Origin of the sequence: Actinoplanes sp. CA-142083, from assembly GCF_050942195.1 — a bacterium.
Classification (GTDB): domain Bacteria; phylum Actinomycetota; class Actinomycetes; order Mycobacteriales; family Micromonosporaceae; genus Actinoplanes.
On the sequence record NZ_CP192076.1, the window covers coordinates 7,411,622 to 7,438,355 of the forward strand.

Genomic DNA, 26,734 nt, shown 5'->3' on the forward strand with positions numbered 1-26,734 from the left:
CAGACTGGCGCCATGCGTACCGTCGTGCTGCTGGACGCCCCGTCCAACCTCGGTCTGCGTCCTCCGTCGCCCGGCACGGTTCCCGGGTGCTACAAACTCGCCGGCGCCCTGCGGGACCAGCGGCTGCTGGACCGGCTCGGCGCGGTGGACGGCGGCGTCGTGGTGCCGCCCCGCTACGACCGCGAAGGCTGGCAGCCCGGCGACGGCGTCTTCAACGCGGCCGCGATCGCCGGTTACAGCCGGCGACTCGGCGACCGGCTGGACAAGCACCTGAGCGCGGGCGAGTTCCCGGTGGTGCTCGGCGGCGACTGCAGCATCGTGCTGGCCGCGGGTCTGGCCCTGCGCCGCCGCGGCCGGTACGGGCTGGCGTTCGTCGACGGGCACTCCGACTTCCGCCACCCCGGCAACTCCACCGGGGTGGGCGCCGCCGCCGGTGAGGACCTCGCCCTGTCGACCGGGCGCGGGCAGTCCGACCTCACCGACATCGACGGCCTGGGGCCGTACTTCCGCGACGACGACGTCCACGTGCTGGGCATCCGCGACGCCGACACGGCTCGTGACGAGCTCGCCGGCCTCGGCATCCGCCACGCCGCGGTGTCCGACATCCGCAGCGCGGGAGCCGGCGACGTCGCCCGGGCGGCCCGGCGCCACCTGGAGTCGGCCGGCGCCGACGGGTTCTGGGTCCACCTCGACGCGGACGTGCTGGACCCGTCGATCATGCCGGCCGTGGACAGCCCCGATCCGGACGGCCTCACGATCGACGAGGTGCGTGCCCTGCTCACCGTGCTGCTGGCGTCGCCCGGATGCGTGGGTTTCCAGCTGGCGGTGTACGACCCGGACCTCGACCCCGCCGGGACGGGCGCGGCGCTGCTGGCCGACCTCGTCGAGGCAGTCATCGCCTTCACTCCTTCGGCAGCCGGGGATCCGGGTCGTCGCGGCCCACGTAATCTCGGGTGATGGTCGTGCGGGAGGAACGGGCGGACGCGGCGCGCAACCGGACGCGCGTGCTGGAGGCCGCCGAGGAGCTGTTCGCCCGGCTCGATCCGGCCACGGTCACGATGGAGGACATCGCCCGGGCGGCCGGCGTCGGCAAGGGCACGCTGTACCGGCGCTACCCCAACCGGGACGCGGTCGCCGTCGCCCTCCTCGACGAGCACGAGCGCCGGCTCCAGCAGCGGTTGCTGACGGGTCCGCCGCCGCTCGGCCCCGGAGCGCCGCCGGTCGCCCGCATGCGCGCCTTCTATGCCGCCATGGCCGATCTGCTCGACCAGCACGGCCACCTCGCGCTGGCGGCCGAGACCGGCGCCAAGCGCTTCACCACCGGCGCGTACGGCTTCTGGCGCGCCCACGTCGGCGCCCTGCTGGACGGCGCGGGCCTGCGCCGGGAACGCGCCGCCCTGGTCGACACGCTGCTGGCCCCGCTGGCGCCCGAGGTGTTCCAGTACCAGCGTCGCGTCCTCGGCATCGGCCGGGGCCGCATCGTCGCGGCTCTCGGCCTCGTCGCCGACGGCGTCTTCGCCCAGGCGCCGGACGCTCGCGCGGAGTGACCCGGGCCGGCGCGGGGTTCCGGGGGCACGCCGGCCCGGAGGTTCAGCCCAGCGGGGTCTGCTGGTGCCGGGCCAGCGCGTCGTCCGTGAGCGCGGCCCGGTAGAAGAGCCCGTCGCCCTCCCGGTTGGCCGCCCACAGCCGTTCCTCGCGGTCGAGGATCTCGTTCACGATCTCGTTCATGTCGCGATCCTGCGCCCGCCGATTACCGTTCTTCTACGGCCGCGTGGGCGGTAAAGAAATCGTAAGCGTTCTCCGGAGTCTCGATGGCGAGCGGGCGATCGGCGCCCGATCGGATCCGGAGGGCGACGATGAACGACATCCAGCACACCGTCCAGCAGGCGATCGACCAGCTCGTCGACGGCGGGGCCGAGCGGGGACTCCAGGTCGCCGTCTACCGGCACGGAGAGCTGATCGTGGACGCGGTCGGCGGGATGGCCGCGGGCGACCGGCCGGTCGCCTCGGACACGCTGTTCCACGTCACCTCGACGGCCAAGGGCGTGGCCTCGACGGTGCTGCACACCCTCGTGGCGGACGGGCTTCTCGGGTACGACACGCCGGTCGTCGAGCTGTGGCCGGAGTACGGCGTCAACGGCAAGGACCGCACGACCGTCCGCGACGTGCTCACCCACTCCGCGGGCGTGCCCGCCGTGCCCGTCGGCACCACCGCGGACGACCTCTGCGACTGGGACAAGATGTGCGGTCTGGTGGCCGGCGCCACCCCGTGGTGGGAGCCGGCAAGCCGGACCGGCTATCACCCACAGACGTACGGATATCTGGTCGGCGAGATCGTGCGGCGCGCGACCGGCAACACCATCTCGGAGGAGACCCGCCGCCGGGTGGCCGAGCCGCTCGGCGTCGAGGACGAGCTGTTCTTCGCGGTGCCGACGCGGGACCTGGGCCGCGTCGCGCACCACGTCCAGCCGGAAGGCATGCACCTGACCCTCGAGATGGCCGCCCAGATGGCCGAGACGGTGCCGTTCTTCCGGGTCCTCGACGGCTGGACCGCGGCCCCGCTCGGCGCGCTGCCCGACGCCGACTTCTGCAACCGGGTCGACGTGCTCACCTCGGAGATCCCGGCCGGCGGGGTGGTGTCCGCGCGCGGCATCGCCCGCATGTACGCCGCCCTGATGGGCCCGGTGGACGGCGTCCGCCTGCTGTCCGGCGCGCGGCTGCGCGACATCGCCTCGGTCGTCGTCAGCGGGCCGGACGCGGTCCTCGGCTTCCCGGCCAAGCGCGGGCTCGGCTACGACATCGGGTTCGCGGGCCCGCTGGACAGCCCCACGCTGTTCGGGATGGCCGGCAGCGGCGGGACCGCGGCCTATGCCGACCCGGAGACCGGCGTCGCGATCGCGGTCGCCAAGAACCGGGTCACCGCGGGCGACTACACGGCGTTCACCGCGATCGGCGCCGCCGTCGCGAAGAGCCTGTGAGGGCCCGGCGATGACCGACATCGACGACTACCTCAGCACCCGGCTGGACGAGAAGCAGGCGGCGATCGTCCAGGCGATCCGCGATCAGCTGAGGCGGCACGCCCCGGGCAGCCGCGAGGTGATCAGCCGCGGCTCGCTCGCCTGGCGGGGCCGGCAACTGATCGCGATCGTGAGCCTCAGCCGGACCCACGTCACCCTGGCGTTCGCCCGCGGGGCCGAGTTCTCCGACCCGCACCAGCGGCTCGAGGGCGCCGGCAAGACGACCCGCCATCTCAAGGTCAGGTCGCCCGCCCAGGTGACCGACGCCCTGATGGCCGACTACGTCCGCCAGGCCGTGTCGCTGGACCTCGACGGGTCCTGACCCTCCACACCAGAGAGGAAATCCATGCGCATCCCCCTGCTCGCGATCCTGCCGATCGGCCTGATCGCCGTGATCGCCGCACCGGTTATCGCCGCCGGCCACGGCCCGTCCCGGCCGCCCAGCTGGATCGCCACCTGGACCGCGGCGCCGCATGCCCCGGTTCCCGGCAACGACTTCGACGGGCCGAACTGGTCGGTACCGGGTTTCACCGACACGACCGTCCGGCAGGTCGTGCGGACCAGCGCCGGCGGCTCGCAGGTACGTGTCCGGCTGTCGAACGCGTACGGGATCAAGCCCTTGCGCATCGCCGGCGCGTCGATCGGCCGGACCGGGCCGGGCGCCTCCGTCCAGCCGGGCACCGTGCGGACCCTCGGGTTCGGGCGGCACTCCTGGGCCGTGGTCCCACCCGGTGGCGCCCTGGCCTCCGACGCGGTCGACGTGCGGGTGTCCCCGCTCGAGTCGCTCACGGTCACGCTCTACTTCGCCGAGTACACCGGGCCGGCGACGTTCCACCAGGACGGCCTGACCACGACCTACCGGGCGGCCGGCGACCACCGCGACGACGCCGGTGCGGCCGCGTTCGCCGGCGAGACCAGCCGGTCGCGCTACTTCCTGACCGGCGTGGACGTCGCCGGTGCGCCACCCGTACGGGATGTGGTCGTGGCCTTCGGTGACTCGATCACCGACGGGCACGGCACCCGGGCCGGCGCCGACAACCGCTATCCGGACCAGCTCGCCGAGCGGTCCGCCACCGGCAGGCGGCCGGTCGCGGTGGTCAACGCGGGCATCGGCGGCAACAAGCTGCTGGCCGACTCGCCGTGCTACGGCGACCGTGCCACCGCACGGTTCGGCCGGGACGTGCTCGACCAGCCCGGCGTCCGCGCGGTCGTCGTGCTCGAGGGGGTGAACGACATCGGCGCCGGCGGCTATCCCGACTTCGGCTGCGGGGCGTCGCCGAAGGCTCGGACGGCCGACCTGGTGCACGCCCACCGGATGCTGATCCGGGCCGCGCACCAGCGCGGTGTCCGGATCATCGGCGCCACCGTCACGCCGATGAAGAACTTCACCGGCTACTACGACGCCGACAAGGAGCGGGTGCGGGACGAGGTCAACCGGTGGATCCGCGGCGGCGGCGAGTACGACGCCGTGGCCGACCTGGACCGGCTCCTGGCCGACCCGCGCGATCCCGACGCCCTGCGCGCGGAGTTCGATTCCGGCGACGGCCTGCATCTCAACGACGCGGGCGCCGACGCGATCGCCGCGGCCGTGTTCCGGGTGCTCGCATGAGCACCGTGATCGTGTCGACCTTCGTGACCCTGGACGGGGTGCAGGACGATCCGCAGGACTGGTCCCTGGAGTTCTGGAGCGAGGAGTACGGCCGGCACGCCCGCGACCAGTTGCTGGCGGCCGACGCGCTCGTGATGGGCCGGGTCACGTACGAGGCGTTCGCCGCCACGTGGCCGGCCGTCGACGACACGGGCTCGCCCACGGAAGGCTTCGCCGACCGGATGAACAGCATCCGCAAGTACGTGGTGGCCGGCCGCCGGCCGAGTCTTCTGTGGACGAACACGCAGCCGGTGACGGGTGACCTCGCGACGTTCGTGCGCGAGCTGCCGGGCGCCACGCTGCTCTACGGATCGGGGCGGGTGGCGCGCACGCTGGCCGCCGCCGGTCTGGTCGACGAGTTCCGGGTGTGGGTGCATCCGGTGGTCGCCGGGGGCGGCACGAACGTCCTGCCGGGCTGGCCGCGTACCCGGATGACGCTGCTCTCGCAGACCCAGCTGCCGCACGGCGTCGTCGTTCTCTCGTACCGGCCGGAGCCCTTGACCCCGCCATCCAATATCTCTTAGGCGCGGTTGCCCGTGCCACGACCGCCCGATGCCGGCCCGCCTAGGATCGGTGACATGCGCTTCGGGGTGCTCGGACCGCTGGCGGCCTGGGACCGCGACGGCCGGCCGGTGCCGATCCCCGGCGCCAAGGTGCGCGCGCTGCTCGCCGCGTTGATCGCCCGCGACGGCGACGCGGTGTCCGCCGACCGGCTCGTCGACGAGCTCTGGACCGGCCCGGTGCCGGGCAACCCGCAGGCCGCGCTGGCGGTCAAGGTCTCGCAGCTGCGCCGGGCGCTCGAGGACGCCGAGCCGGGCAGCCGCGCGCTGGTCGAATCCGGTCCGGCCGGGTTCGCGCTGCGCGCCCCGTCGGTCGACGCCACCGAGTTCGGCTCGCTGGTCGGCCGGGCCGCCGCCGAGCCGTCCCCGCACACCCGCGCGGCGTTGCTGGGCGAGGCGTTGGGCCTGTGGCGTGGTCCCGCCTACACCGGGTACCGCGAGGAGCCGTACGCCGAGGCCGTGGTCGCCCGCCTCGAGGAGCAACGGCTGACCGCGGTGGAGGACCTGGCCGAGGCCCGGCTCCAGCTCGGCCAGGCCGCCGCGGTCGCGGACACCCTGGCCGACGTGGTGAGCCGCCATCCGCTCCGCGAACGCGTGCGCTCGCTGCGCATGCTCGCGCTGTACCGGTCCGGCCGGCAGACGGAGGCGCTCGACGCGTACGCGGAGCTGCGCACCCGCCTGGCCGACGAGCTCGGGATCGACCCCGGGCCCGAGGTGGCCCGCCTGCACCAGGCCATCCTGGCGCAGGACCCCGGGCTCGACCCGCCCCGGCCGGCGCCGGAGCCGCTCGGACCGGTGACCAACCTCCCGGCCCCGGTCGGCGAGATGTTCGGCCGGGAGCACGCCTTGGCCGAGCTCGCCACGCTGATCCGGGAGCACCGGCTGATCTCGCTCACCGGGGTCGGCGGCGTCGGCAAGACCCGGCTGGCCGTCGAGGTCGCCCGCCGGGCGCGAGGCGGGTTCCGCGACGGCGCCTGGCTGGTCGAGCTGGCCGCGGTCGACGGCCCGGCCGCCGCCGAGCCGGCCACCGGCCTCGGCGAGCGCTTGGAGCTGGTTGCCGACGCCGTCGCGACCGCCCTGGACATCCGCGGCGCGCCCGGCGCCAAGCCGGCGGCCGCCGACCGGCTCGCCGCCGCGCTGCGCTCCCGCGACCTGCTGCTGGTGCTCGACAACTGCGAGCACGTCGTCGAGGCGGCGGCGGCGCTGGCCGGCCGGCTGCTCGCGGCGGCGCCCGGGCTGCGGATCGTCGCCACCAGCCGGGAACCGCTGGGCATCCCGGCCGAGGTGGTGTGGCCGGTTCCACCGCTGGACGTGCCGGCCGAGGGCGACGACCCGGCCGCCGCCGGGGCGGTCCAGCTGTTCCTGGCCCGCGCCGCGGCCGCGCATCGCGGTTTCGAGCTGCGCCCCGGCAACGCCGCGCTGGTGGCCGACCTGTGCCGCCGGCTGGACGGGATACCGCTGGCGCTGGAGCTGGCCGCGACCCGGCTGCGCGGGCTCGCCCTGGAACGGCTGGTGGCCGGGCTCGACGACCGCTTCCGCCTGCTGGCCGCCGGGAACCGGGCGGCGCCGGCCCGCCAGCAGACGCTGAGCGCCACCATCGACTGGAGCTGGCGGCTGCTCACCGCCCCGGAGCGGATCGTGCTGCGCCGGCTGGCCGTCAACCCCGGCGGCAGCACCCTGGAAACCGCGTGCGCTCTCTGCGCCGCCTCCGATGTGCCGGCCGAGGACGTACCGGAGGTCCTGGCCCGGCTGGTCGACCGGTCGCTGGTGGTCCGGGTGGAGCGCGACGGCGATCCGGCCCGCTACCGGTTGCTCGAGTCCATCGCCGCGTTCTGCCTCGATCGGCTGGGCGAGGCCGGCGACCTGACCGGCACCCGGGGCCGCCGGCTGCGCCATTATCTCGCCTTCGCGGCCTCGGCCGAGGCCGAGCTGCGCGGCCCGCGGCAGGGCCGGGAGTTACGCCGGCTCGACGGCGAGGCCGCGAACCTGCGCGCCGCCGTCGATCAGGCGGTGGCGGACGGCGACGGCCGCGGCGCGCTCCGGCTGGCCGACGCGCTGTGCTGGTACTGGTTCCTGCGCGGCCGGCTCGGCGAGGCTCGCCGGCTGCTGCACGCCGCGCTGAGCGTCCCGGAGGCGGCGGAGGCCACACCCGAGCGCGCCCGGGTGGCGGCCTGGGAGACCGGTTTCGCGTTCCTGCTCGGCGAGGTGACCGACTGGCCCGCCCGGCGCCGCGCCGTGCGGGCGGCGCTGGGCGACCTGATCGCCGATCCCGGCGGCGCGCGGGCCGCGTGGTTCCTGGCGTACGCGGAGGTCGACCTCGGGGAGGTGGCCGCCACCGAGACGTTCGTGGCCGAGTTGCTGGCGGCCTTCGAGGCGGCCGGCGACCGGTGGGGCACGGCGGCAACACTCACGCTCACCGCCAAGCTGGCGTACATCCGCGGCGACGCCGATCGGCTGGTCCGCGACGGCGACCGGGCGGCGGCCCTGTTCCGCGAGGTGGGTGACCACTGGGGACTGCTGCAGGCGACCGAGTGGCTGGGCGCGCACGCCGGGCTGACCGGCGACCGGGCACTGGCCACCCGGCTGCACCAGGAGGGTCTGGGCCTGGCCCGGGAGCTGGGTCTGTGGGCCGACGTCGCCGGGCGACTGGGCTGGCTGGGGTGGCTCGCCATGGAGGGCGGCGACCAGGCGGCCGCCGTCCGGTACAGCGCGCAGGCCCTCGCCCTGGCCCAGGAGCAGAACGCCCCGCTGACCGCGACGTTCGCCCGGATGGGCCTGGCCTGGGCGGCCCGCCGGTCGGGCGACCACGACACCGCGGTACGGCACCTGCGGGCCCTGCTCAGCGAGGCGGCCGCCCAGCACAGCCGGGCCGGCCGCCCCCTCTACGTGCCGAGCGTGCTGGTCGAGCTGGGGCAGCTCGCCCGGGAGCGCGGCGACCTGACCGCCGCCGCCGGCCACCACCGCGAGGCGCTGCGGATCGCCCGGGAGGTCGGCGCCGAGCGCGACATCGCCCTGGCGCTGGGCGCGCTCGCCGGCGTGGCGGCCGCGGACGGCCGGCACTCGGCGGCGGCGGCGCTCCTGGGCGCGGCCGAGGCGGTCCGGGCGTCGACCGGAAGCACGCCGGACGCCGCCGACCAGGCGGATCTCGATCGCACCGCGGCCGCCGCCCGGGCGGCGCTCGGCGACGGCTTCGACCTCGAGCGGGACCGGGGGCGGGGCCTGGAACCGGCGGCCGCCGCCCGGCTCGTCCACCCCTCGGTCGGCTAGGGTTGGCGACCGTGACGAGGCCGGACCGGAGCGCGCTGCTGGCGGCAGCCCGATCCGGCCGACCGGCGACGGGTCATCGTGCGCCTCGTGGCGGAACGGGAGCGCGAGGCGTACGGGCAGCTTGCCTCCGCCCAGCAGGACCTCGACCGGCTGCTCGCCGGGAGCGAGACGGACGCTGATCAGGGCGCGGGCCCGAGCCGGCAGGACCGGCGTCGCCGCGGCGACCGGCGGCGTGTCGATGCCCAGGACGGCGATCGCGGGGCGGCGCCACAGCCGCTCCGCCAAAGGGCCGGCGACGAGGCCGGCGGCCGCGGCGAACTCCGCCTCGTCGAGCTCCGGGGTGGCGGTGCTGCCGGCGCCGGCGTTCACCGAGTCGGCCGCGAGATCTGAAAGAACCTTTCGCATCGATCGTGCCGTCGCTAGTCTGAAAGAGTCTTTCAGATCTGGGACGGGAGGCCGGGCGATGGCACGCGAGGCACGGCGAGTGATCACGGAACCGGAGACGCTCCGGGCGTTGGCTCATCCGGTCCGGTTGGCCCTGCTGACGTATCTGATGGCCAACAGTCCGGCCACGGCCACCCAATGCGCCGCGGCGGTCGACGACACGCCGTCCAACTGCAGCTACCACCTGCGCACGCTGGCCAAGATCGGACTCGTCGAGCCCGTTGCCTCGGCCGACGGGCGGGAGCGGCCGTGGCGCGCCCTGGTCACCGGGCTCGCCCTGCCCACCGACGTCGATCCGCGATCCGCCGCGGGCCGGCACGCCACGCTCGTCACGGCGATGATGACGCAGCGGGACCAGCAGCTCACCCGCCGGCACCTCGAACGGCGCGACCGGCTCGACCGGCGGTGGCGCAACGCCGAACAGTTCCACACCTACACGCTCCGCGCGTCTCCCGACGAGCTGCGCGACCTGGGCGAGCAGATCGACGCGCTGCTGCGCCCGTTCATCACGGCCACCCGTTCCACCGCTCCGGACGACGCGGCGCAGGTCCACTTCGGGTTCCACGGCTTCCCGGTCACGACCGACGACGGGAGACCGCTGTGAGGGCCAGAGCCGGCGGAACCCGGGCCGGCGCCGGCGCTCTCCGCCGGCCCGGGTTCCGCCGGCTCTGGCTGGCCGGCGTCATCTCCGACACCGGCGACTGGCTGCTGCTGATCGCCCTGCCCACGTTGGTCTACCAGCTGACCGGCTCGGTCGGCCACACCTCGTTCGCGTTTCTCGCCGAGCTCGTTCCGGCGGTGTTGCTCGGCGCGCCCGGCGGATACCTCGCCGACCGGTGCGACCGGCGACGGCTGCTCGTCGTCGTCGCCGGGATCCAGGCGCTGGCGCTGCTGCCACTGTTGCTGGTGCACGGCCGGGAAGATCTACCTGTTCTGTACGGCGTCATCGCGGTCCAGGCGGGGCTGCTCACCGTGTCGCAGGCCGCGAAGAACGCGCTCGTCCCCGCGCTGGCGCCGGCCGGCCACGCCGTATCGGCCAACTCCCTGATGGTGATCGGGCAGAACGTGGGCCGCCTCGTCGGTGGCCCGCTGGGCGGCCTCCTGCTGGCCGTCAGCGGGCTGCCCACGATCGTGGTCGTCGACTCGGTCAGCTTCCTGGCCGCGGCCGCTCTCATCCAGGGCATCACCGGCGTGCGGACGCGCCCCGCCGATCGGCCGACGCCGGGAGATGCCGCCCGGACGCCGCGGCCGGTGCGGATAGCTCTCGCCATCGGCGCGCTGACCGGCGTAGCGCAAGGCATCTTCGTCGTGCTCTTCGTGGTGTGGGTGGCCCGCGAACTCGGCGGCGGCGCCGCGGAGACGGGACTGCTGCGCGGGGTCCAAGCCGTCGGCACCGTCGCCGCGGGCATCCTGCTGGCCGTCGCGCCCGCCGTCAGACGCCCGGCGGTGCTCGTCGTCGCCGGCGGCGCCGCGTTCGGCCTGGTCTCGTTCGCGATCTGGAACGGCCCGGCCGTCACCACGTCACTGCCGCTCTACATCGTCTTGTTCATCGCCGTCGGCCTGCCGGCCCTCGCCATGGTCGCCGGCTTGACCAGCGTGCTGCAGCAGGCAACCACCGATCGCCACCGCGGTCGCACGTTCGGCCTGTTCGGCATGACCTCCGACGCGGGCAGCGCCGCCGGCATGCTGGCCGCGGGACTTCTCACCGAGCACATCGGACTGACGGTCGCCCTCAATGCCCAGGCTGCCCTCTATGTCGCCGCCACCGCGGTCGCGCTGATGCTCCTGCGGCACGAACGGCGCAGCCACCCGCCGACGGCCGTCCCGGGCCCGGCTGGGACGGCCGCGACCGCGGTCAGCGGCTGACCCGTTCAGAGCCGCAGAGTCAGGCGGAACACCGCGCCGTCTCCGCTCGGGCCGGGCGAGGTCACAGTGAGCTCTCCGCCGTGCGCCTCGGCGATCTGGCGAGCGATCGGCAGTCCGAGGCCGTGGCCGGGACGGGCATCGCGCCGGAACCGCTCGAAGACCCGCTGGTGCTGCTCCGCTGGGACGCCGGGACCGTGATCGGTGACGGTTATCGCGGCCATCGGCCCGGACTGCTCGAGGTGGACGTCGATCGAGGACCCCGGCGGCGCGTGCCGCACCGCGTTGTCGAGAAGGTTGGCGACGGCCCGCCGGACCGTTGACTCCTCCACCCGGCAGACCACGGTCTCCGGCGCCTCGACGATCAGCCGCACCCTCCTCGGCGCGGCCAGCAGGCCGGCGTCGGCAACAAGATCACCGATGACGCGTACGAGGTCGGCCGGCGAACGCGTGATGCCGCGGGCCCGGCCGCGGGCGTCGATGAGCAGCTCCTCGATCGTCCGCTGCAGGCGCTCGGCGGCGGCGCGGGACCGGTGCACGCCTTCCCGGTACACCTCCTCCGTCGGCGCGGGATGGGCCAGCACGACCTCCGCGTTGGTCATAAGCACCGCCAGGGGCAGGCGCAGTTCGTGGTTGGTCTCCTCGATCAGGCGGCGCTGCGTCTCGGCGGCCGCCTCCAGCCGATCAAGCATGGCGTCGAAGCTGGCGGCGAGAGCGGTGACCTCGGTCAGCCCGTGCCGCAATCCGATGCGGCGGCCGGGGTCGGTGGCCTCGATGTCCTCCGCGACCGCCCGCACCTGATGCAGGGGGCGCACGGCGCGTCCCGCCCACCACCACGCCAGCGCGGCGGCCGCCGGGGCGAGGGCGATCACCGTGCCGAGCGTCCAGCCGGAGTGGCTGACATCCGAGGTGACCTGCGGCGACTGGCCGTTCCGGGCGGTGCTGGTCACCTCCGTGTCGGTCGCCAGCACGACGCCGAGCAACAGCAGCGTGGGCGTGTAGATGGCGAGGAACCCGAGCGTGGCCAGACGGACCCGCAAGGACCGCCAGAGGCGCGTCATGGCTCCGTCCGCAGCTGATAGCCGACGTTCGGGATGGTGACGATCGGTGGCGGCTCGCCCAGCTTGCGGCGCAGCCGGCTGAGGATGACCCGCACCGAGGCGGTGAACGGGTTCGCGTTGGCGTCCCATACGTGCTCCAGCAGGTCCTCCGTGGACAGCACCACGCCCGGGTGGAGCATGAAATAGCGCAGAAGCGAGTACTCGCGGGGCGTGAGGACGAGGGGGACGCCCGCACGCCACGCCTCATGGGTGCTCGGATCCAACGCCAGCTCGCCCACCCGCAACGCGATGCCCTCTTCGACGCCCCGGCGAGCCAACGCCCGGAGCCGGGCCGTCAGTTCGCTGAAGTGGAACGGCTTGACCAGATAGTCGTCCGCGCCGGCGTCGAGCCCGGCCACCCGGTCGGCGACCGCGTCGCGAGCGGTCAGCACGATCAGCCGGCGTGGCCGGTGCAGCCCGGCGTCCGTGCCCAGCCGGCGCACCAGCTCGAGCCCGTCCGCGTCGGGCAGCCCGAGGTCGAGGCAGACCAGGTCGTACGCCGTGGTCCGGAGGCACTCCTCGGCCTCGGCGCCGGTGGCCGCGACGTCGGTGGCGTAGGACTCGTTCCGCAGGCCCATGGCGATGAGCCCGGCGAGCTCGGCGTCGTCCTCCACCACCAGAATGCGCACTTCGCCACCTCACCGCGCCCGTTGCGCCGAGGTGCCGGCGCCGTCCGGGCCGGTCACCGTCAAGCGGTCCCCGGCGAAGCCGATGCTCACGTCCGGGCGCGCACCGGCCGGGTCGTCCGGGCGGTACCGGTTGTCGCCGGTGGGCAGGAACCGCACCGTCGGAGGCGTATCGGCCGGCACCTCGGCCGCCTCCACTCCACCCTCCTCGTTGAGCGCGAACCAGCCGAGGACGGGCTTGCCACGAGACACGACCGAAACGTACGTCCGGATCTCACCCGCGGATACGGTCGTCCCGGCGATGTTCACCTGGTCGATCGGCCCGATCCCCTTCTCGAACGCCGCCCGTTCCTTGCGTCCTTCCTGCGTCTCACCGGCCAGGAGGCGGCGCACCAGGTCCTCATGGGCGCGCAGCCGGCTCACCGGGAGGCCGGCGGGCGGCGGGAAGAGCGCGGCCACCGCGTCCGGTCCGACCGCGGCGACGGACAGCCGTCCGTCGCGCACACCCACCTCGAATGACCCTCCGGTGCTCAGCCGGTACGTGCCCGCCGCCGCGGTCAGGTCGGCGGCGCCGCCCTGCGCGGGCGGGACCGGCAGCGGCTTACCGGTCGCGATCGCCGGTCCCACCGCCTGCAGCAGGTCCTCGGCCGAGATCTTCGGCTTGTTCGACATGATCGCGACAACCCGCCGCCGCTGGGGCAACCAGACGACCACGGCGTTGTGCCCGACGTCGCCGCCACCGCCGGCGGCGGCCAGGAACGGCTCGCCGTACCGGGTGGCGTCGAAGGCGACCCAGCCCGGCGCCTCGCCGCGGTGGGCGTCGATGGCCCGGCCCGGAACAGCGATCGCCGTGGTGGCGGCGTCGGACACGATCTTGCCGGTGAACAGCGCGCGCGTCCACGCGGCCAGGTCGCCCGCGGTCATGGCCAGGCCGCCGTTGCCCTCGACCGCCCAGTACGGTCCGCCGAACCGGCCGCCGTCCGCGCGGCTGCCGTCCTCCCGGTAGCCGGTCGCCCGCGGCCCGGGCGCGGCCGGCTGCCCGTTCCAGAAGCCTCCGGCGATCCGCCCGCCAGGCAACCGCAGGACCCGCGAGGCCAGGTAGTCGCGGTAGCCCGATCCGGACACCGCCTCCACGATCAGCGCCAGCAGTGTGTAGCCGGCGTTGGAGTACAGGTACTTCACACCCGGCGGCGCGGCCGGCTCCAGACGGCCGATCGCCGCCAGCGCCTGCCGCGCGGTCATCGGCTGCGTGTCGTTGCCGTGCGTTCCCTTCAGCCCGCTGGTGTGCAGCAACAGCTGACGAACTGTCGCCGCCCGCACCGGGCCCTTCAGGTCCGGCAGCAGGTCACCGGCCCGGTCGTCCAGCCTCAGCCGGCCGTCGTCGGCCAGGCCGAACACGGCCGCGGCGGTGAAGGCCTTGGTGATCGAGCCGATGTCGAAGACCGTGCCGATGGTGTTCGGCGTCTTCTCGTCGGCCGACCCGTACGCCGCCAGGCATTCGATCGTGTCACCGGTCGAGACGGCGATCGATCCGCTGAAACCGGCCACCGCCCAGGCGCTGAGCGACGTGTCCAGGTCGCGTGGGCAGGAGGCCGGCGTGGACCGGGCCGGTGGTTCCGGTAGGTCCTCGGTGCACGCGGTCAGCAGCAGAAGAGCCGTCAGGGCGGCGAGGTGCTTTCTCATGGGACCGGACCGTAATGAGCCCCGGGTTAACGGGCTGCGAACGAGGCCGGGGGCTGGGAATCCCCCTGCATGGATTCCCAGCCCCCGGGACTCCGCGGGCGTCAGCGGCCGGTCAGGATCTGATCCACTGCTGGTTGCTGCCGCCGTTGCAGGTCCACAGCTCGACCGCCGCGCCGTTGGCGGTGGCCGCGCCGGTGACGTCCAGGCACAGGCCGGACGCGACGCCGGTGATGGTGCCGTCGGGGTTGACCCGCCACTGCTGGTTGGCCGCGCCGGCGCAGGACCAGATCCGGATCCGGGCGCCGGTGGCGGCGCTCGGCGCGTCGAGGCACTTGTTGCCGTAGACGGTGAGCTGGTTGGCGGAGGTCAGCGTCCAGCGCTGGTTGGCGCCGCCGTTGCAGTCCCAGATCTGCACGACCGCCCCGTCGGACTGGCTCTGCCCGTTGACGTCGAGGCACCGGTTGGAGCCCGCGCCGCGGATCTCCCCCGTGGGGCCGGGGCCGCCGCCGAGCGAGGTGACGGACAGGTTGTCGAACTGAGCCGTCACGCCCTGGCCGGTGGCGTAACCGATCTGGCCGGCGACCCAGGTGGAGTCGGACACGCTGCCCACGGTGGCGCCGTCGATGGCCGCGGTCAGGGTGCCGCCGTTGAGCGTGAGCGAGAGCTTGTGCCAGCGGCCGGTGCCCAGCGCCGCCACCGAGCCGCTGGCCAGGGTCCGCTGATTGCCACTGGTGTTGTTGCTGCGGATGGACCACGAGCCGTTGTCGGCGACCCGGAGGTAATAGGCGTTGAGGTTCTGCGGGCCTTCGTGGTTGTAGTTGGTGGCCCGGCCGACGAGCTGGACGTAGCCGGATTTCTCCAGCATGACGTCGGAGGAGACGGTGTAGTTGCGCCAGCCGAGGTCGCCCAGCAGCGTGAACGGCTCGGCGTGGCCCGACGTCCAGAAGATCGGCGTCTGCTCCGACATCTGGCGTACGCATCGGCCGGCGCGACCGCCGCCGCAGGTGACCACCTCGAACGAGCCCTGGTGGTCCATCAGGTACTTCGCTTCCCGCCCGGGCTGGTAGCTCTCGAAGTCGTCACCGTACGGCAGGGCGAGACTGCCCTGCGCCGGGCTGGTGGCGGCGCCTTTGCCCTGTCCGGTGGTCGTGGTGATGCTGTAGACGTAGCCAGGCTGCACGGTCAGTGAGAACGTCCCGCTCGACGGGGTGATGTCGGCGCGCTTGACGAAGTGGTCGGCCGGGTTGCTGGACCGGACGTTGGTGGACCAGACGTGCACGGTCCCGGTCGACAACCCGCCGGTGACCGTGAAGGTGAGGTCCTGCGCCGAGCCGGCGTCCATCGTCTCGATGATCGTGCTGTAGTCGGTGTTGTCGGCCGACTTCAGCGAGACGTAGCTGCCGTTGCTCTTGTTGCCGTTGAGATAGCCGGTGGCGCTGTCCAGGTAGCGCCATCCCGGCGCGGTGAACTGGGTGGTCTGGGCCATGACCCACGCGTTCTTGCCGATCGAGTAGTAGCCCGACCAGGGTTGCGGCGCCACCGCGAGGCCCGTGGTGCCCCACGGGACGTTCGGCGTGATCGCGGCGATGACCGGCCAGTTCAGGTACGCGGTCATCTTGCCGTCGATGTAGTCGCGGTTGATGCCGCGGGCCAGCGCCTGGGCGCCGGCGTTGTAGTCGTCGGAGCCGTTCTCGCTGGCCCACAGCGCCTTGCCCGAGCTCACGGCGGTCGCCGAGCTGGGGCAGTCGGTCTGCGCGCTGCGGTATCCGCAGACGTAGTGGCTGCCGAAGACCGACACGGCGGCGGCGAACGCGGAGTCGCGCTGCGCGTCGTCGGCGGATCCCCAGCCGAACTCGTCGGATGCCACGATTTTGACGTTCGGGTACCCGCGGGAGTTCAGCGCCGAGCGCAGGTTCTTGTACCAGGTCAGGTCCCGGCCGCGCTCGTTCCAGCCGCCGAGGTAGTCGATCGTCAGCCCGTGCGAGGCGGCGCACCCGAGCCACGCGACCAGGTAGTCGATGGAATCGCTGGACCAGAAGTTCCCGTTGCCGATCCAGCCCGGCGCTCCCCAGGACAATCCGACCAGCTTGATGTTCGGGTTACGGGCTTTCGCCTGGCCCATCAGCCACCATTCGTACCCGCGATCGCAGTTCACCGTGCCGCGGACGTGCTCGTGGCTCGGCTCGGCGCCGGAGGTCGAGTTGGTGTCGCCGCCGATCTCCACCTTCATGATCTGCATTGCCGCGCCGTAACCGGGCTTGAACAGGTAGTCGAGGATGTCGCTGCGCTGCGGTTCCGGGTAGTCGACCAGCAGGCGGCTGTTGCCACCGCCGCCGCTGATCGCCCCGACGCCGTCGAACACCCGGCCGCCGGACGTGCCGTTGACGGTGATGGCCGTCGCCGCCTGCGCCGGCGAGGGAGACGCGACCAGGATGCTCGACAATGCGAGCACCAGAACCGCCATTGTGGACCAGCCACGTATCACGAGCCCGGTTCCCTTCTGTCAGGGGGCCGAAGGAACGACGTGATCGTGAAGCTAATGCCGTTTGACGCGCCCGTCAAACGACGTTTGTCGATATGTAATACCGGTCGTGACATAACGCTTTTTCAGAATCGCCTCCTCGCCCATCATGAAAGAAAAGCGGTGACGACCACGTTGTCGCGGTAATGGCGGGTATTCGGGTCGAACGGGCCGCCACAGGTGATCAGCGTCAGCCGCACGGCGCCGTCGCGGGCGAAATACTTCTCCAGCGGGATCGCCGTCTTGCGGTAGCGCTCGCGGGCCACCACGCGGAACGAGCGGGTCCGCTCCCCCGGGCCGGTCAGGGTGATCTCGTCGCCTTTCTCCAGCGAACCGAGCCGGAAGAACGCGCCTTCGCCCTGGGCCGCGCTGTCGACGTGCCCGGCCAGGACGATCGAGCCGGCCGTGGCCGCGAAGCCCGGTCCGAACCGGTACCAGCCGACCCGGTCCACGCTCGGCGGCACCGCGAGCTCGCCGGTCCGCCGGTCGACGCCGACGGCGTCCACCACGGCGTTCAAATTCAGGGCCGGGATGGTCATCCGGGTGGGCGCGTCGGTCGCGGCCGTCGTGGGTTTGCCGTCCAGCACGCGTACGGGTGCGGGGGCGGACGCCGGCGCGGTGGCCGACGGTCCGCCGAAGTCCGCCGCCGGCCGGCCCTGGCAGGCGGCCACGCCGAAGGCGGTGGTGAGGGCCGTCCCGGCCGCCAGCATCAGGAGAGCGGGCCGGGACGTGCCACGAAGTCCGATCACCGGCGGCCGGTCGCCAGCCGCGCGAGGCCGAGCAACGCCAGCAGGACGCCGGCTCCACCGATGCCGTACCAGGGCAGCGGAACCCCGCGGTCGGCGCGGCCACCGTCGCCGCTGGGCACGCCGCCCGGCGCCGAATGCAGCCCGGTGATCCGCTGCGTGACCAGGTCGAGGGTCTTGTCGTCGGCCGAGCCCACCGCGTACACGATCGTCGCCGTGCCCTCGGCCAGGTCGAGGTCGGCCGGGCCGAGCACCCGGGCGGTCGTGCCGGCCAGCACCACGTCGGCCGAGACCGTGCTCGCGTCCACGTCGGCCTTCGCCTCCTTCGGGTTGGTCAGGCCCTCGAAGACCGGCTTGCCGCCCGCCCGGACGTCGACCGCGGGCGCCGCCGCGGTGTGCCGCACGATCAGCCGGGCCTGGCCCGGGGCCAGTTTGGCGGTGTCGTTGACGAACGGGGTCAGCGCCGGCTTGCCGTCCGCGCTGAGGTGGGCGACCAGGCTGATGTCGGCGCCACCGGGCACCTCGGCGTCGTCCACGGTCAGCAGCGCCTCGCCGACCGGGTCGCCCGGCTTGGTGAGGGCGATGTCGTACTGCCCGGCCGGTAGGCTCAGCGGCCCGGCCACCTTGCCCGGCTGGAAGCCCGGGATGGTCTTCTTGCCGTTGACGTAGACGTCGACCGGCTGCCCGGGGATGCCGTGCACCACCGACACCCGCGCGTTGGCCCGGGCGAACGCCGGTCCGGAGGCGAAGGCGCCGGCCGTGCCGAAGGCGAGCATGGCCACCGCGCCGATGACCACCGCGCGCCGAACGTGCTTGCTACGCATCGAAGCTCCTCAAAAAGATCGCCGTGATTTCCGTACGCCGGTGTCTTCGCCCGGATGGCCGGCGGCGGATGCGGCCGGCCGATGTGAGAAATTGCTGCATCCACGGGCGCCCCGCGGAGCGAATCACCTGAGAATCGGTGTGCGGGAGGGAGGTTGATGAGTTCCGACGACGAGCTCGCCGAGCGCCTGCGCGCCGGCGACGAGAAAGCGCTGCGGACGGCGTACGAAAGACACGGCGCCGCCGTGCTCTATCTGGCCCAGCGCCTGCTGGGCAACCGCGCCGACGCGGAGGACGTGACCCAGCTGACCTTCGTGGCGGCGTGGTCCGGGCGGGATTCGTTCGACCCGCAGCGCGGCACCATGCTGGGCTGGCTGCTCGGGATCGCGCGGCGCAAGGCGGTCGACCGGATGCGGTCGGTGGCGCGGGACGACCGGGTGACCGAGACCGTACGCGCCCAGGTCGCCCCGCCGGAGGAGCCCGAGCGCCCGGAGCGGATCGTGGACCGGCTGGTGGTCGCCGACGAGCTCGGCCGGCTGCCCGCCGAGCAGCGGCGCACGCTGGAGCTGGCGTTCTTCGACGATCTGACCCATCCCCAGATAGCTGCCGTCACCGGGCTGCCGCTCGGTACGGTCAAGAGCCACATCCGGCGTGGACTGGCGAACCTGCGACGTCGTTGGGAGGTGGACGGTGCAACATTTGGATCCCGATCGGCTGGTCCTTCTCGCGCTCTCTGAGGAGACCGAAGAGCCCGGCGAGTCCGGCCACCTGTCCCAGTGCGACGTCTGCCGCCATGATCTCGACGCGCTGCGCACCGTCGCCGACCTGGGCGTGGCAAGTCACGACCTGCGTGACCTGCCGCCGCCGCCCGAGCGGATCTGGCAGGGCATCGAGGCCGGCATCGCCGGGCCGCCCCGGCCCGTGCCGAGCACCGCACCGGCCGGCGCCCTCGGGTCGCCGAGTCGATCCGGCCGCTCGCGGCGCCGCTGGCTCGTGCCGGTGCTCGCGGCCGCGGCCGCGGCGGTGCTGGCGGTGGCCGGCACGGTCCTGGCCGACCGGTTCGCGCATGGCGGCTCGGCCGAGCGGGTGACGGCGCGGGCGACGCTATCGCCGCTGCCGACCGTGCCCGCGGCCGCCGGTGGCTCCGTCCGGGTGCTGTCCGACGGTGAGATGCGCATCGACGTCCGCAATCTGCCGCTGACCACGGGCTACCACGAGGTGTGGCTGATCGATCCGGACGACCAGACGAAGATGGTGGCGATCGGCAACCTGTCCGACAAGCCGGACGCCGTGCTGCCGGTGCCGCCGGGCATCGACATGAACCAGTACCGGCTGGTCGACGTCAGCGACGAACCGCACGACGGCAACTCCGCACACTCCGGCCACAGCCTGCTGCGCGGAACCCTGACGTCCTAGCGGCAGTCCGGCCCGGCATCGTGGGATGCCGGGCCGGGTGGGTTGAGACGGCTTATGCGTCAGGGCAGGTCGACGGGGCGCAGGACCCGGTCGATGCCATGCGCGATCTGCCGGTTGCCCTTGTTGATGTCGAACTTGATCACGCGGGGGTCGCGGTCGCTGCGGTCGGCGTCGACGAGCTTGACGCGCTTCCAGCAGTAGCCGTACACGTCGACCTTGATCGACGAGCCGGCCGCCGTCTTCAGGCTCGCGCCGTCGGCCTTCAGGGCCGCCCGCCGGTCGATCGTGGCGCCGGGCACGACGTGGTAGAGCAGGATCGACTCGACGGTGTTGATGCCGAGCCCGGCGACCGCCGTGAACGCCTTCTTCTCGCTCGGCAGCCGCTTGCTGTGCTGAAGGTCGGCGACCAGCGTACGGAAGGCGCGGTCGTTCGGGACGAAGGCGGTCAGCGCCGTCCGGCCGTCGGTGAGCACGCCGACCGGGCTGGAGGGTTTGGCCTTGAGCACGGCCAGCACCGCGGCGGTCAGGATGTCGAAGTCGCTGCCGTTGCGGTCGAAGCCGCTTTTGTCCGCGGTCAGCACGGCCGCGAGCGACCTGGTCCCGAGCGCCTTGGTGCCGGCTTGCGCGACGGCCGGGGTGGCGACGAGCGCGCAGGCCACGAGGGCGGCGGTCGCGCTGCCGAATCGGAGGAACCTCATCTTCGTGCGTCCTTTCCGGTGCGAAGGGGTGGCGGCGATGCCACCACTCGGTCCTTCACTCGGATCGGACGCGACAGATGCAGCTGACCGCCCCGGCCGGCGCCGGGCGCCGGCCGGGAAACGGTGATCAGGCCTGCAGCCAGGCCAGCAGGTCGGCGTTGATGGTGTCGGCGTGCGTGGTGGGCATGCCGTGCGGGAAGCCGGCGTACGTCTTGAGCGTGCCGTTCTGCACCAGCTGGGCCGACAGCGGCGCCGAGTCGGCGTACGGCACCACCTGGTCGTCGTCGCCGTGCATCACCAGGACCGGGACGCTGATCTTCTTGAGGTCCTCGGTGAAGTCGGTCTGCGAGAACGCGACGACGCCGTCGTAATGGGCCTTGGCGCCGCCCATCATGCCCTGACGCCACCAGTTCTGGATGATCGCCTCGTTGGGCTCGACGCCCGGCCGGTTGAAGTTGTAGAACGCGGTCGACGGCAGGTCCCGGTAGAAGGACGACCGGTTCGTGGCCACCTGCACCTGGATGTCGTCGAACACCTTCTTCGGCAGGCCACCGGGGTTGGCGGCGGTCTGCACCATGATCGGCGGGACGGCGCTGATCAGCACGGCCCGCGCCACCCGGCTCTCGCCGTGCTTGGCGATGTAGTGCACGACCTCGCCGCCGCCGGTCGAGTGCCCGACGTGAATCGCGTCGTGCAGGTCGAGGTGGGCGGTGACCGCGGCCAGGTCGTCGGCGTAGTGGTCCATGTCGTGGCCGTCGCTCGTCTGGGTCGACCGGCCGTGCCCGCGGCGGTCGTGTGCGATCACCCGATAGCCGTTCTGCAGGAAGAACATCAGCTGGGCGTCCCAGTCGTCGGCCGACAGCGGCCAGCCGTGGCTGAAGACGATCGGCTGGCCGGTCCCCCAGTCCTTGTAGAAGATCTCCGTGCCGTCATTCGTGGTCACGAAACCCATGTGTTGCCTCCCTCGGTCCCGGCGTACTTACCGCCACCGTAACCACGTCCGGGACCGATCAGAGCCGAACAACGGGTGAATCGTGCGAGGCGACAATCACAGTGTTCCCGCAGCTAGACAGCCATGAAGGTCCATTGCAGGTTGGTGCTGGAGTCGGGCGCCCAGAGTTTCACCGGGGCCCCGACAGTGTTCACGCCGCCGCTGTCGAGGGCCGTGCCGGTGCCCCGGTTGACGATCTGATATCGGCCGCCGCCCATGTCGTTGAGCCGCCACTGCTGGTTGTTGCCGCTGTTCCACGACGTTTCGATCGCGAGGGCACCGTTGGCGGCGTTGCCGCCGCTGTCGGCGACCAGTCCGTTGGTGCGATTGACCAGGCGGTACCAGCCGCTGCCGAGCGCGACCAGCTGCCAGTGCAGGTTGGTGCTGCCGTCGTAGTTCCACTGCTTGAGCTGCGAGCCGGACGCGACGTTGCCGCCACCGTCCAGGACCAGACCCGTGGTGACGTTCGTGACTCTCGCCCAGCCGGTGGGAAGGCCGGTGCCGCCGGAGCCGAGCGCCGGGATGGTCCCCGAGAAGGTGAGCTTCAGCACGTAGGCCGGGGCGCTGTACGGGACGGTGGAGGGCAGGGTGATGTGCAGTCCGCTGCCGTCCTGGGTGCGGGTAGGGAGGTTGATGTAGGTGCCGGCGGTGGCGCCGAGCAACTGCACGGACGTCAGGGTGCCAAGGTTGATCCGGTTGGCGCTCAGGGTGGTGACATGGGCCGTGCCGCCGGGCCAGCCGAGCATCGTGGCGTACAGGATGCGGTTGTCCTTGGCCCGGGTGAAGCGGATGTCCTGCGGTGTTCCGGTGCGCGGCGCCTGGAACGTGCCACCGCCCATCTGCGTCGGCCCCTCGCCGAAGGCGGTCCAGGCCCGGGTGGCGTAGATCGACTCGCCGAAGCGCTTGAGGTAGTCGCCGATGCCGCGCAGGATCGTCTGCTGCCCGGAGGGGATCGTGCCGTCGGCCATCGGCGCGATGTTGAGGACCATGTTGCCGTTCTTGCTCACCCGGTCGATGAGCGCGTGCAGCAGCGCGTTGGTCGAGTAGTAGCCGATGCCGACCGTGTAACACCAGCTCGAGCTGCTGATGCTGTCGTCGGTGAGCCAGTATGGAGTCTGGATGCCGGCCGGCCCGCCCCGCTCGAAATCGAAGACCTCGCCGCGGTTGTTGAAGCCGTCCTTGTAGGTGGCGACGACCTCTTTGTCCCACGCGACCGCGCGGTTGTAGTAGTACGCCAGGAAGTCCAGCCGCCGGGACTCGGGCAGCTGGGTGAGGTTGAAGTCCTGCCAGATCAGGTCGGGCTGATAGCCGTCGACGACCTCGCGCAGCTTGTCGTACCAGAGTTGCTGCTCGGCAGGGGCGCCCAGCTGGCCGTAGAGCTTGCGCAGGCTCGCGTCCGACTGGCTGGGCACCCACTGGTAAAAACCGGTGAAGTTGTACGCGTGGTGCAGCGCGACCATGAGCTTGAGGCCCTTGCCGCGGATCGCGTCGGCGTGCAGGCGCAGCAGGTCGAGCCGGGGGCCGCGGGCCACCGAGTTCCACTCGTTGACGCTGCTGTTCCACATCGAGAAGCCGTCGTGGTGCTCGGCGACCGGCCCGGCGAACCTCGCTCCGGCGTCGACGAACAGCTGCGCCCACGCCCCGGGATCGAAGGCGCCGCCGGCGGAGACCAGCTTGGGCGCGAACTGCACCCAGTTGCCCGCCTTGTCGCGGCCGCCGTTGATGAAGTTGTGGTACGGCCAGGCGGACGGATCGCCGTACACGGCCTTGTGGTGGTTGTTCTCGTTCGAGCCGTTGTTGTACATGTTCCGCGGGTACCACTCGTTGCCGTAGGCGGGAACGCTGAACGCGCCCCAGTGGTAATAGATCCCGAACTTGGCGTCCTGGAACCACTCCGGCGCCGGCGGGTGCTGATCGACGGACGACCAGGAGGCGGTGTAGCTGGACGGCCCGGGGATGGCGGCGAACGCGGGCGTCACGTGCAGGAGGCCGGTCGCGCCGGCGGCGGCCAGGACGGACCGCCGGGTGAATCGGGGGGCGGGCATGGGATCACTCCTTCAGCGATAGCCGGCGGCGACGATGTTGGCGTGGACGGCGTTCTCGGTCGCGTCGGACGGGTAGCCGGCGACCATGGCGCCCTCGTAGAAGGTCCCGGCGCTCAGATTCGCGCCGCCGTCGGGCTTGCAGCAGTCACCGCCGCTGCCGAGGACGATCGCGCCTTGCTTCTTCATCGGGTTGTACCCGGAGGGAAGAGCGCCGTCCCAGAGCGTGACGAGGCTGCCGGACTGGGCGTCGCTGCCCTTGATGGCGAACCGCGAGGTGCCGTTGTTCTTCAGCGTCGCCGTCACGAACTTGCTGGTGAAGGCCCGCTGGTTCGGGTTCCACGAGGTGCTGCCGCCGGGGAAGAGCCCCCACTCGAGGTCGGCCTGCACCCACGGACCGGTTCCCGAACAGCCGCCGAACCAGCACTGCTTGCCGAAGTTGATGGCGTCCATCGCGCCGGCGGCGTCGGCCTTGCGGGTGGTCTCGCTGTTGCCGTAGTCGAAGCAGCAGCCGCTGTTGACGTGCGTTCCGCTGGTGACCATGTACATGCCTTCCGGCGCGCTGCCGGTGGGCACGCCGGTCAGGTGGCCGTCGCGCCAGTAACTGTTTCCCGGGTTGATGTAGAGGGAGTACGCCTTGGCCCCGCCGATGCTCAGCGACTCGGTGGTCGCCACCGCGGGCTTGCTCTGCGGTGACCCGGGCACCACGGACGACCCCTGGTACCACAGGTCGTTGCCGCGGCCGGATTGGTCGTACACCACCGTGATCACACAGCTCGTGCCGGCGCAGAAGGAGTCCTGGCTTGCGGCGTCGGCCACGCCGATGTTCCTGGTGGCGTTGTCCGAGCCGCGCCGGACCTGGTAGAGGTTGCCCCGGTAGGAGCTGTAGAGGGCACGCACGGTGCTGTGCGCCGCGACGCAGGGGGTGCCGCCGGCGGCGTAGAGGTCGCAGGGCCCGCCGGTCGCGGTCGACGTGCCCTGGCTCCATCGCTGGTTGGCCTGGCCGTTGCAGGACCACAGGATGATCTTGGTGCCGTTCCCGGTGGCCGCCCCGTTCGCGTCGAGGCAGAGGCCCGACTGCACGCCGGTGACCGTGCCGTCGGCGTTCACGTTCCACTGCTGGTTGGTCTGGCCGTTGCAGTCCCAGATGACGGCGGCCGTCCCGTTGGCCGTGCCCCGGCCGTACGCGTCGAGGCATTTGTTGCCGTAGACGGTGAGCTGTTTCGTGCTCGTGTAGGTCCAGGACTGGTTGGCGGCGCCGGAGCAGTCGTAGAGCTGGGCCTGCGCGCCGTTGGTGGTGCTGGAATTCGGGACGTCGAGGCAGCGGCCCGAGGCCGCGCCGACGATGCGGGTGGGGGTGCCCACGACGGCGGCCGCCGCGGCGTGCTGGGTGACGGTGACGGCCGTGGCCGTGAGCACGAGGCTCAACGCGGTACTGACGATGAGACGCACGTTTCCTCCGATGCTGAGGGTGGGACGCTCGCTATCGGAGCGACACGTCATCGAGGTAGTAGCCGTCGGTGCCGGAGTCGGTCTCGACGTAGAACGTGGCGTTCGTCAGGGTGCCGCTCCACGACACCGCGGCCGTGCCGGACAGCAGCGTCCAGCCTCCGGAATTGACCGTCGTCGAGGGCGTCAGCGACATGTAGGTGGTCGAGCCGCCCGCTGTGATCGCCAGGGTGGCGCGCGCCGACGGCGTACCGCTCTGGCTCCGGACCCACGCGCTCGTGGTGTACGTCTTGCCGCTGGTCAGGCGGGACGTCACGTCCTGCGCGATGCCGTTCCACGACGCCGTGCGGCCGGCGATCGCCAGGGACCGGGTGCCGCCGTGCGCCACGCTCGTGTTCGACGTCAGCGTCCCGGCGCCGAACACCCGCCAGCCGGTGGTGCCGTTCTCCGTGGTGCCGTTGGTGATCGCGTCGGTGGTGGCGGCCGACCCGCTGAACTGCCACCAGTTCACGTTGAACAGCGAGCCACCTCCGCCGGTGAACCGCAGGTACAGGTCCTGGGTGCCGGTGGCGCCGCTGACCGGGCAGGTGACCGTCGTCCACGTCTGCCAGCCGCCGGTCCCGGGCACCGCGCAGGTGCCGACGACGGCGCCGCCGGCGCTGCCGAGGCGGAGCTCGATGGCGCCGCCGGACGCGGCCGAGGCGACCCGCGCGGAGAACGAGGTCACGCCGCTGCCGAAGGCGACGCCCTTCACCTTGATGTAGTCGCCGTTGTCGATGTAGCCGACATTCATGCCGCCCTCGCTTGCGGGCTCGGTCTCCACCCCGCTCTCCCAGGCGATGGTCTCGGCTTCCTGGCGCACGTACGGGTTGAGCGTGCCGACCTGAGGCGCCCCCGCGCTGGTCATGGTGATCGTCGGGATGGTGCCGTCGGAGTTGTAGTTGAACTTCTCCACGGCGACGGAGCGGGTGTAGCCGCCACCGCCGGGCAACGCCCCGTTGTGGTAGAAGAAGTACGACCCGCCGTTGAAGTCGATCACGCCGGGGTGGTTGGTGAAGCTGCCGCCCTGGGTCGGCATGATCGTGCCGCGGTAGGTCCACGGTCCGGTCGGGCCGGTCGCGGTCGAGTAGGCGATGAACTCCGAACAGCACTTCGCCGCGAAGACGATGTAGTACAGGCCGTTGCGCTTGTACACCCACGGTCCTTCTTCGAAGAGAGTCGGCCGGTTGGCGTCGCCGGTGCGCGTGCCGAAGCCGGCGGTGGTCAGCGCGATCTTGGTGGGGCTTCCCGAGTACGAGGTCATGTCGGCGTTGAGCCGCACGTACCACAGATCGGGGTTACCCCAGTACAGGTAGGCCTGGCCGTCCTCGTCGACGAACACGGTCGGGTCGATCTGGCCGTTGCTGACCAGCGGACGGCCGATCGCGTCGGTGAACGGCCCGGTGGGGCTGTTCGAGACGGCCACGCCGATGCCCATCTGCCCGGTGGCTCGCACGGTCATCGGGACGTACCAGTAGAACTTGCCGTTGCGGTAGACGGTCTGCCCGGCCCAGGCGTTGGCACTGGCCCAGCTGAAACTGGCCAGGTTGAGCGGCGAGCCGTGGTCGGTCCAGTTGACCATGTCGGCCGACGACCAGACCCGCCACTCCTTCATCGTGAAGTAGGTGGAGTTGTCCTCGTCGTGACCGGTGTAGAGGTAGACGCGGCCGTTGTAGACCAGCGGCGCGGGGTCGGCGGTGTAGATGGTCTGCACGATCGGGTTGTCGGCGTGCGCGGCCGGCGCGAACAGGGCGAGCACGCTCAGCACGGCCGCGGCCAGGAGGGCGATCTTCGTTCGCATG

General features: G+C 72.3%; 24 protein-coding genes. 12 read left to right on the forward strand and 12 right to left on the reverse strand.

Going from position 1 to position 26,734, the window contains the following annotated elements:
• Positions 1-12: 12 nt before the first annotated feature.
• Entirely contained in the window at positions 13-957 is a 945-nt protein-coding gene (locus ACQPZX_RS33945; protein ID WP_433364428.1) for an arginase family protein, read from the forward strand.
• Entirely contained in the window at positions 957-1,547 is a 591-nt protein-coding gene (locus ACQPZX_RS33950) for a TetR/AcrR family transcriptional regulator (RefSeq protein WP_433364431.1), read from the forward strand. The genes ACQPZX_RS33945 and ACQPZX_RS33950 overlap by 1 nt, the downstream gene beginning before the upstream one ends.
• A gap of 43 nt (positions 1,548-1,590) precedes the next feature.
• Here ACQPZX_RS33950 and ACQPZX_RS33955 read toward each other — a convergent pair whose 3' ends face one another.
• Entirely contained in the window at positions 1,591-1,728 is a 138-nt protein-coding gene (locus ACQPZX_RS33955; RefSeq protein WP_433364434.1) for a hypothetical protein, read from the reverse strand.
• A 128-nt stretch (positions 1,729-1,856) separates the two neighbouring features.
• On the opposite strand from ACQPZX_RS33955, the gene ACQPZX_RS33960 reads away from it, so the two are divergent.
• The 8 genes from ACQPZX_RS33960 to ACQPZX_RS33995 all read left to right on the forward strand — a co-directional run bounded on the left by ACQPZX_RS33960 (position 1,857) and on the right by ACQPZX_RS33995 (position 10,802).
• On the forward strand, positions 1,857-2,978 hold the full coding sequence (locus tag ACQPZX_RS33960; protein WP_433364437.1) for a serine hydrolase domain-containing protein: 1,122 nt from the start codon (positions 1,857-1,859) through the stop codon (positions 2,976-2,978).
• A 10-nt stretch (positions 2,979-2,988) separates the two neighbouring features.
• Entirely contained in the window at positions 2,989-3,339 is a 351-nt protein-coding gene (locus ACQPZX_RS33965) for a DUF1801 domain-containing protein (protein ID WP_433364440.1), read from the forward strand.
• 24 nt (positions 3,340-3,363) lie between these two features.
• Positions 3,364-4,626, forward strand: a complete 1,263-nt coding sequence (locus ACQPZX_RS33970; RefSeq protein WP_433364442.1) for an SGNH/GDSL hydrolase family protein — start codon at positions 3,364-3,366, stop codon at positions 4,624-4,626.
• Positions 4,623-5,189 (forward strand): dihydrofolate reductase family protein, encoded by a 567-nt coding sequence (locus ACQPZX_RS33975; RefSeq protein ID WP_433364445.1) that lies wholly within the window; start codon positions 4,623-4,625, stop codon positions 5,187-5,189. Before ACQPZX_RS33970 ends, ACQPZX_RS33975 begins: the two co-directional genes overlap by 4 nt.
• A 54-nt stretch (positions 5,190-5,243) precedes the next feature.
• On the forward strand, positions 5,244-8,492 hold the full coding sequence (locus ACQPZX_RS33980) for a BTAD domain-containing putative transcriptional regulator (RefSeq protein WP_433364448.1): 3,249 nt from the start codon (positions 5,244-5,246) through the stop codon (positions 8,490-8,492).
• An 87-nt stretch (positions 8,493-8,579) separates the two neighbouring features.
• A complete protein-coding gene (locus tag ACQPZX_RS33985; RefSeq protein WP_433364451.1) occupies positions 8,580-8,882 on the forward strand; it encodes a hypothetical protein in 303 nt (100 codons plus the stop codon).
• A 94-nt stretch (positions 8,883-8,976) separates the two neighbouring features.
• Entirely contained in the window at positions 8,977-9,540 is a 564-nt protein-coding gene (locus tag ACQPZX_RS33990) for a winged helix-turn-helix domain-containing protein (protein WP_433364454.1), read from the forward strand.
• The gene (locus ACQPZX_RS33995) at positions 9,537-10,802 is read left to right on the forward strand and encodes an MFS transporter (protein ID WP_433364457.1); all 1,266 of its coding nucleotides are present in this window, start codon (positions 9,537-9,539) and stop codon (positions 10,800-10,802) included. Before ACQPZX_RS33990 ends, ACQPZX_RS33995 begins: the two co-directional genes overlap by 4 nt.
• Before the next feature lie 5 nt (positions 10,803-10,807).
• Here the strand turns inward: ACQPZX_RS33995 and ACQPZX_RS34000 are convergent, their stop codons facing one another.
• From ACQPZX_RS34000 to ACQPZX_RS34025, 6 genes are all read right to left on the reverse strand, one after another.
• Positions 10,808-11,860 (reverse strand): HAMP domain-containing sensor histidine kinase, encoded by a 1,053-nt coding sequence (locus tag ACQPZX_RS34000; protein WP_433364460.1) that lies wholly within the window; start codon positions 11,858-11,860, stop codon positions 10,808-10,810.
• Positions 11,857-12,528 (reverse strand): response regulator transcription factor, encoded by a 672-nt coding sequence (locus ACQPZX_RS34005; RefSeq protein WP_433364463.1) that lies wholly within the window; start codon positions 12,526-12,528, stop codon positions 11,857-11,859. The genes ACQPZX_RS34000 and ACQPZX_RS34005 overlap by 4 nt, the downstream gene beginning before the upstream one ends.
• Before the next feature lie 9 nt (positions 12,529-12,537).
• Positions 12,538-14,208, reverse strand: a complete 1,671-nt coding sequence (locus tag ACQPZX_RS34010) for a serine hydrolase domain-containing protein (RefSeq protein ID WP_433364466.1) — start codon at positions 14,206-14,208, stop codon at positions 12,538-12,540.
• 112 nt (positions 14,209-14,320) lie between these two features.
• Complete coding sequence (locus tag ACQPZX_RS34015; protein ID WP_433364469.1) at positions 14,321-16,672, reverse strand: ricin-type beta-trefoil lectin domain protein; 2,352 nt, start codon at positions 16,670-16,672, stop codon at positions 14,321-14,323.
• Between the two features lie 164 nt (positions 16,673-16,836).
• Positions 16,837-17,439: a class F sortase gene (locus ACQPZX_RS34020; RefSeq protein WP_433385563.1), complete on the reverse strand. Its 603-nt coding sequence runs from the start codon at positions 17,437-17,439 to the stop codon at positions 16,837-16,839.
• A 35-nt stretch (positions 17,440-17,474) separates the two neighbouring features.
• A complete protein-coding gene (locus ACQPZX_RS34025) occupies positions 17,475-18,299 on the reverse strand; it encodes a DUF4397 domain-containing protein (protein ID WP_433364472.1) in 825 nt (274 codons plus the stop codon).
• Between the two features lie 156 nt (positions 18,300-18,455).
• Between ACQPZX_RS34025 and ACQPZX_RS34030 the strand changes: the two genes are divergently transcribed.
• Both ACQPZX_RS34030 and ACQPZX_RS34035 read left to right on the forward strand, forming a co-directional pair.
• Positions 18,456-19,034 carry an RNA polymerase sigma factor gene (locus ACQPZX_RS34030; protein WP_433364475.1) on the forward strand — a complete coding sequence of 193 codons (579 nt, stop codon included), beginning with the start codon at positions 18,456-18,458 and terminating at the stop codon, positions 19,032-19,034.
• On the forward strand, positions 18,988-19,713 hold the full coding sequence (locus ACQPZX_RS34035; RefSeq protein ID WP_433364477.1) for an anti-sigma factor: 726 nt from the start codon (positions 18,988-18,990) through the stop codon (positions 19,711-19,713). Before ACQPZX_RS34030 ends, ACQPZX_RS34035 begins: the two co-directional genes overlap by 47 nt.
• A gap of 59 nt (positions 19,714-19,772) precedes the next feature.
• Here the strand turns inward: ACQPZX_RS34035 and ACQPZX_RS34040 are convergent, their stop codons facing one another.
• From ACQPZX_RS34040 to ACQPZX_RS34060, 5 genes are all read right to left on the reverse strand, one after another.
• Positions 19,773-20,411 (reverse strand): fasciclin domain-containing protein, encoded by a 639-nt coding sequence (locus ACQPZX_RS34040; RefSeq protein ID WP_433364479.1) that lies wholly within the window; start codon positions 20,409-20,411, stop codon positions 19,773-19,775.
• Between the two features lie 127 nt (positions 20,412-20,538).
• A complete protein-coding gene (locus ACQPZX_RS34045) occupies positions 20,539-21,363 on the reverse strand; it encodes an alpha/beta fold hydrolase (protein WP_433364482.1) in 825 nt (274 codons plus the stop codon).
• Between the two features lie 113 nt (positions 21,364-21,476).
• Entirely contained in the window at positions 21,477-23,447 is a 1,971-nt protein-coding gene (locus ACQPZX_RS34050) for an alpha-L-fucosidase (protein ID WP_433364485.1), read from the reverse strand.
• 12 nt (positions 23,448-23,459) lie between these two features.
• Positions 23,460-24,896, reverse strand: coding sequence for an arabinofuranosidase catalytic domain-containing protein (locus ACQPZX_RS34055; protein WP_433364488.1), 1,437 nt, complete (start codon positions 24,894-24,896; stop codon positions 23,460-23,462).
• Between the two features lie 31 nt (positions 24,897-24,927).
• Positions 24,928-26,733 carry a family 43 glycosylhydrolase gene (locus tag ACQPZX_RS34060; protein ID WP_433364491.1) on the reverse strand — a complete coding sequence of 602 codons (1,806 nt, stop codon included), beginning with the start codon at positions 26,731-26,733 and terminating at the stop codon, positions 24,928-24,930.
• Position 26,734: the final 1 nt, after the last annotated feature.

Coding starts and splice junctions, on each gene's coding strand:
- ACQPZX_RS33945 (WP_433364428.1), top strand. CDS start 13: ATGCGTACCGTCGTGCTGCTGGACGCCCCGTCCAACCTCGGTCTGCGT.
- ACQPZX_RS33950 (WP_433364431.1), top strand. CDS start 957: ATGGTCGTGCGGGAGGAACGGGCGGACGCGGCGCGCAACCGGACGCGC.
- ACQPZX_RS33955 (WP_433364434.1), bottom strand. CDS start 1,728: ATGAACGAGATCGTGAACGAGATCCTCGACCGCGAGGAACGGCTGTGG.
- ACQPZX_RS33960 (WP_433364437.1), top strand. CDS start 1,857: ATGAACGACATCCAGCACACCGTCCAGCAGGCGATCGACCAGCTCGTC.
- ACQPZX_RS33965 (WP_433364440.1), top strand. CDS start 2,989: ATGACCGACATCGACGACTACCTCAGCACCCGGCTGGACGAGAAGCAG.
- ACQPZX_RS33970 (WP_433364442.1), top strand. CDS start 3,364: ATGCGCATCCCCCTGCTCGCGATCCTGCCGATCGGCCTGATCGCCGTG.
- ACQPZX_RS33975 (WP_433364445.1), top strand. CDS start 4,623: ATGAGCACCGTGATCGTGTCGACCTTCGTGACCCTGGACGGGGTGCAG.
- ACQPZX_RS33980 (WP_433364448.1), top strand. CDS start 5,244: ATGCGCTTCGGGGTGCTCGGACCGCTGGCGGCCTGGGACCGCGACGGC.
- ACQPZX_RS34000 (WP_433364460.1), bottom strand. CDS start 11,860: ATGACGCGCCTCTGGCGGTCCTTGCGGGTCCGTCTGGCCACGCTCGGG.
- ACQPZX_RS34010 (WP_433364466.1), bottom strand. CDS start 14,208: ATGAGAAAGCACCTCGCCGCCCTGACGGCTCTTCTGCTGCTGACCGCG.
- ACQPZX_RS34015 (WP_433364469.1), bottom strand. CDS start 16,672: ATGGCGGTTCTGGTGCTCGCATTGTCGAGCATCCTGGTCGCGTCTCCC.
- ACQPZX_RS34020 (WP_433385563.1), bottom strand. CDS start 17,439: ATGCTGGCGGCCGGGACGGCCCTCACCACCGCCTTCGGCGTGGCCGCC.
- ACQPZX_RS34025 (WP_433364472.1), bottom strand. CDS start 18,299: ATGCGTAGCAAGCACGTTCGGCGCGCGGTGGTCATCGGCGCGGTGGCC.
- ACQPZX_RS34030 (WP_433364475.1), top strand. CDS start 18,456: ATGAGTTCCGACGACGAGCTCGCCGAGCGCCTGCGCGCCGGCGACGAG.
- ACQPZX_RS34040 (WP_433364479.1), bottom strand. CDS start 20,411: ATGAGGTTCCTCCGATTCGGCAGCGCGACCGCCGCCCTCGTGGCCTGC.
- ACQPZX_RS34045 (WP_433364482.1), bottom strand. CDS start 21,363: ATGGGTTTCGTGACCACGAATGACGGCACGGAGATCTTCTACAAGGAC.
- ACQPZX_RS34050 (WP_433364485.1), bottom strand. CDS start 23,447: ATGCCCGCCCCCCGATTCACCCGGCGGTCCGTCCTGGCCGCCGCCGGC.
- ACQPZX_RS34060 (WP_433364491.1), bottom strand. CDS start 26,733: ATGCGAACGAAGATCGCCCTCCTGGCCGCGGCCGTGCTGAGCGTGCTC.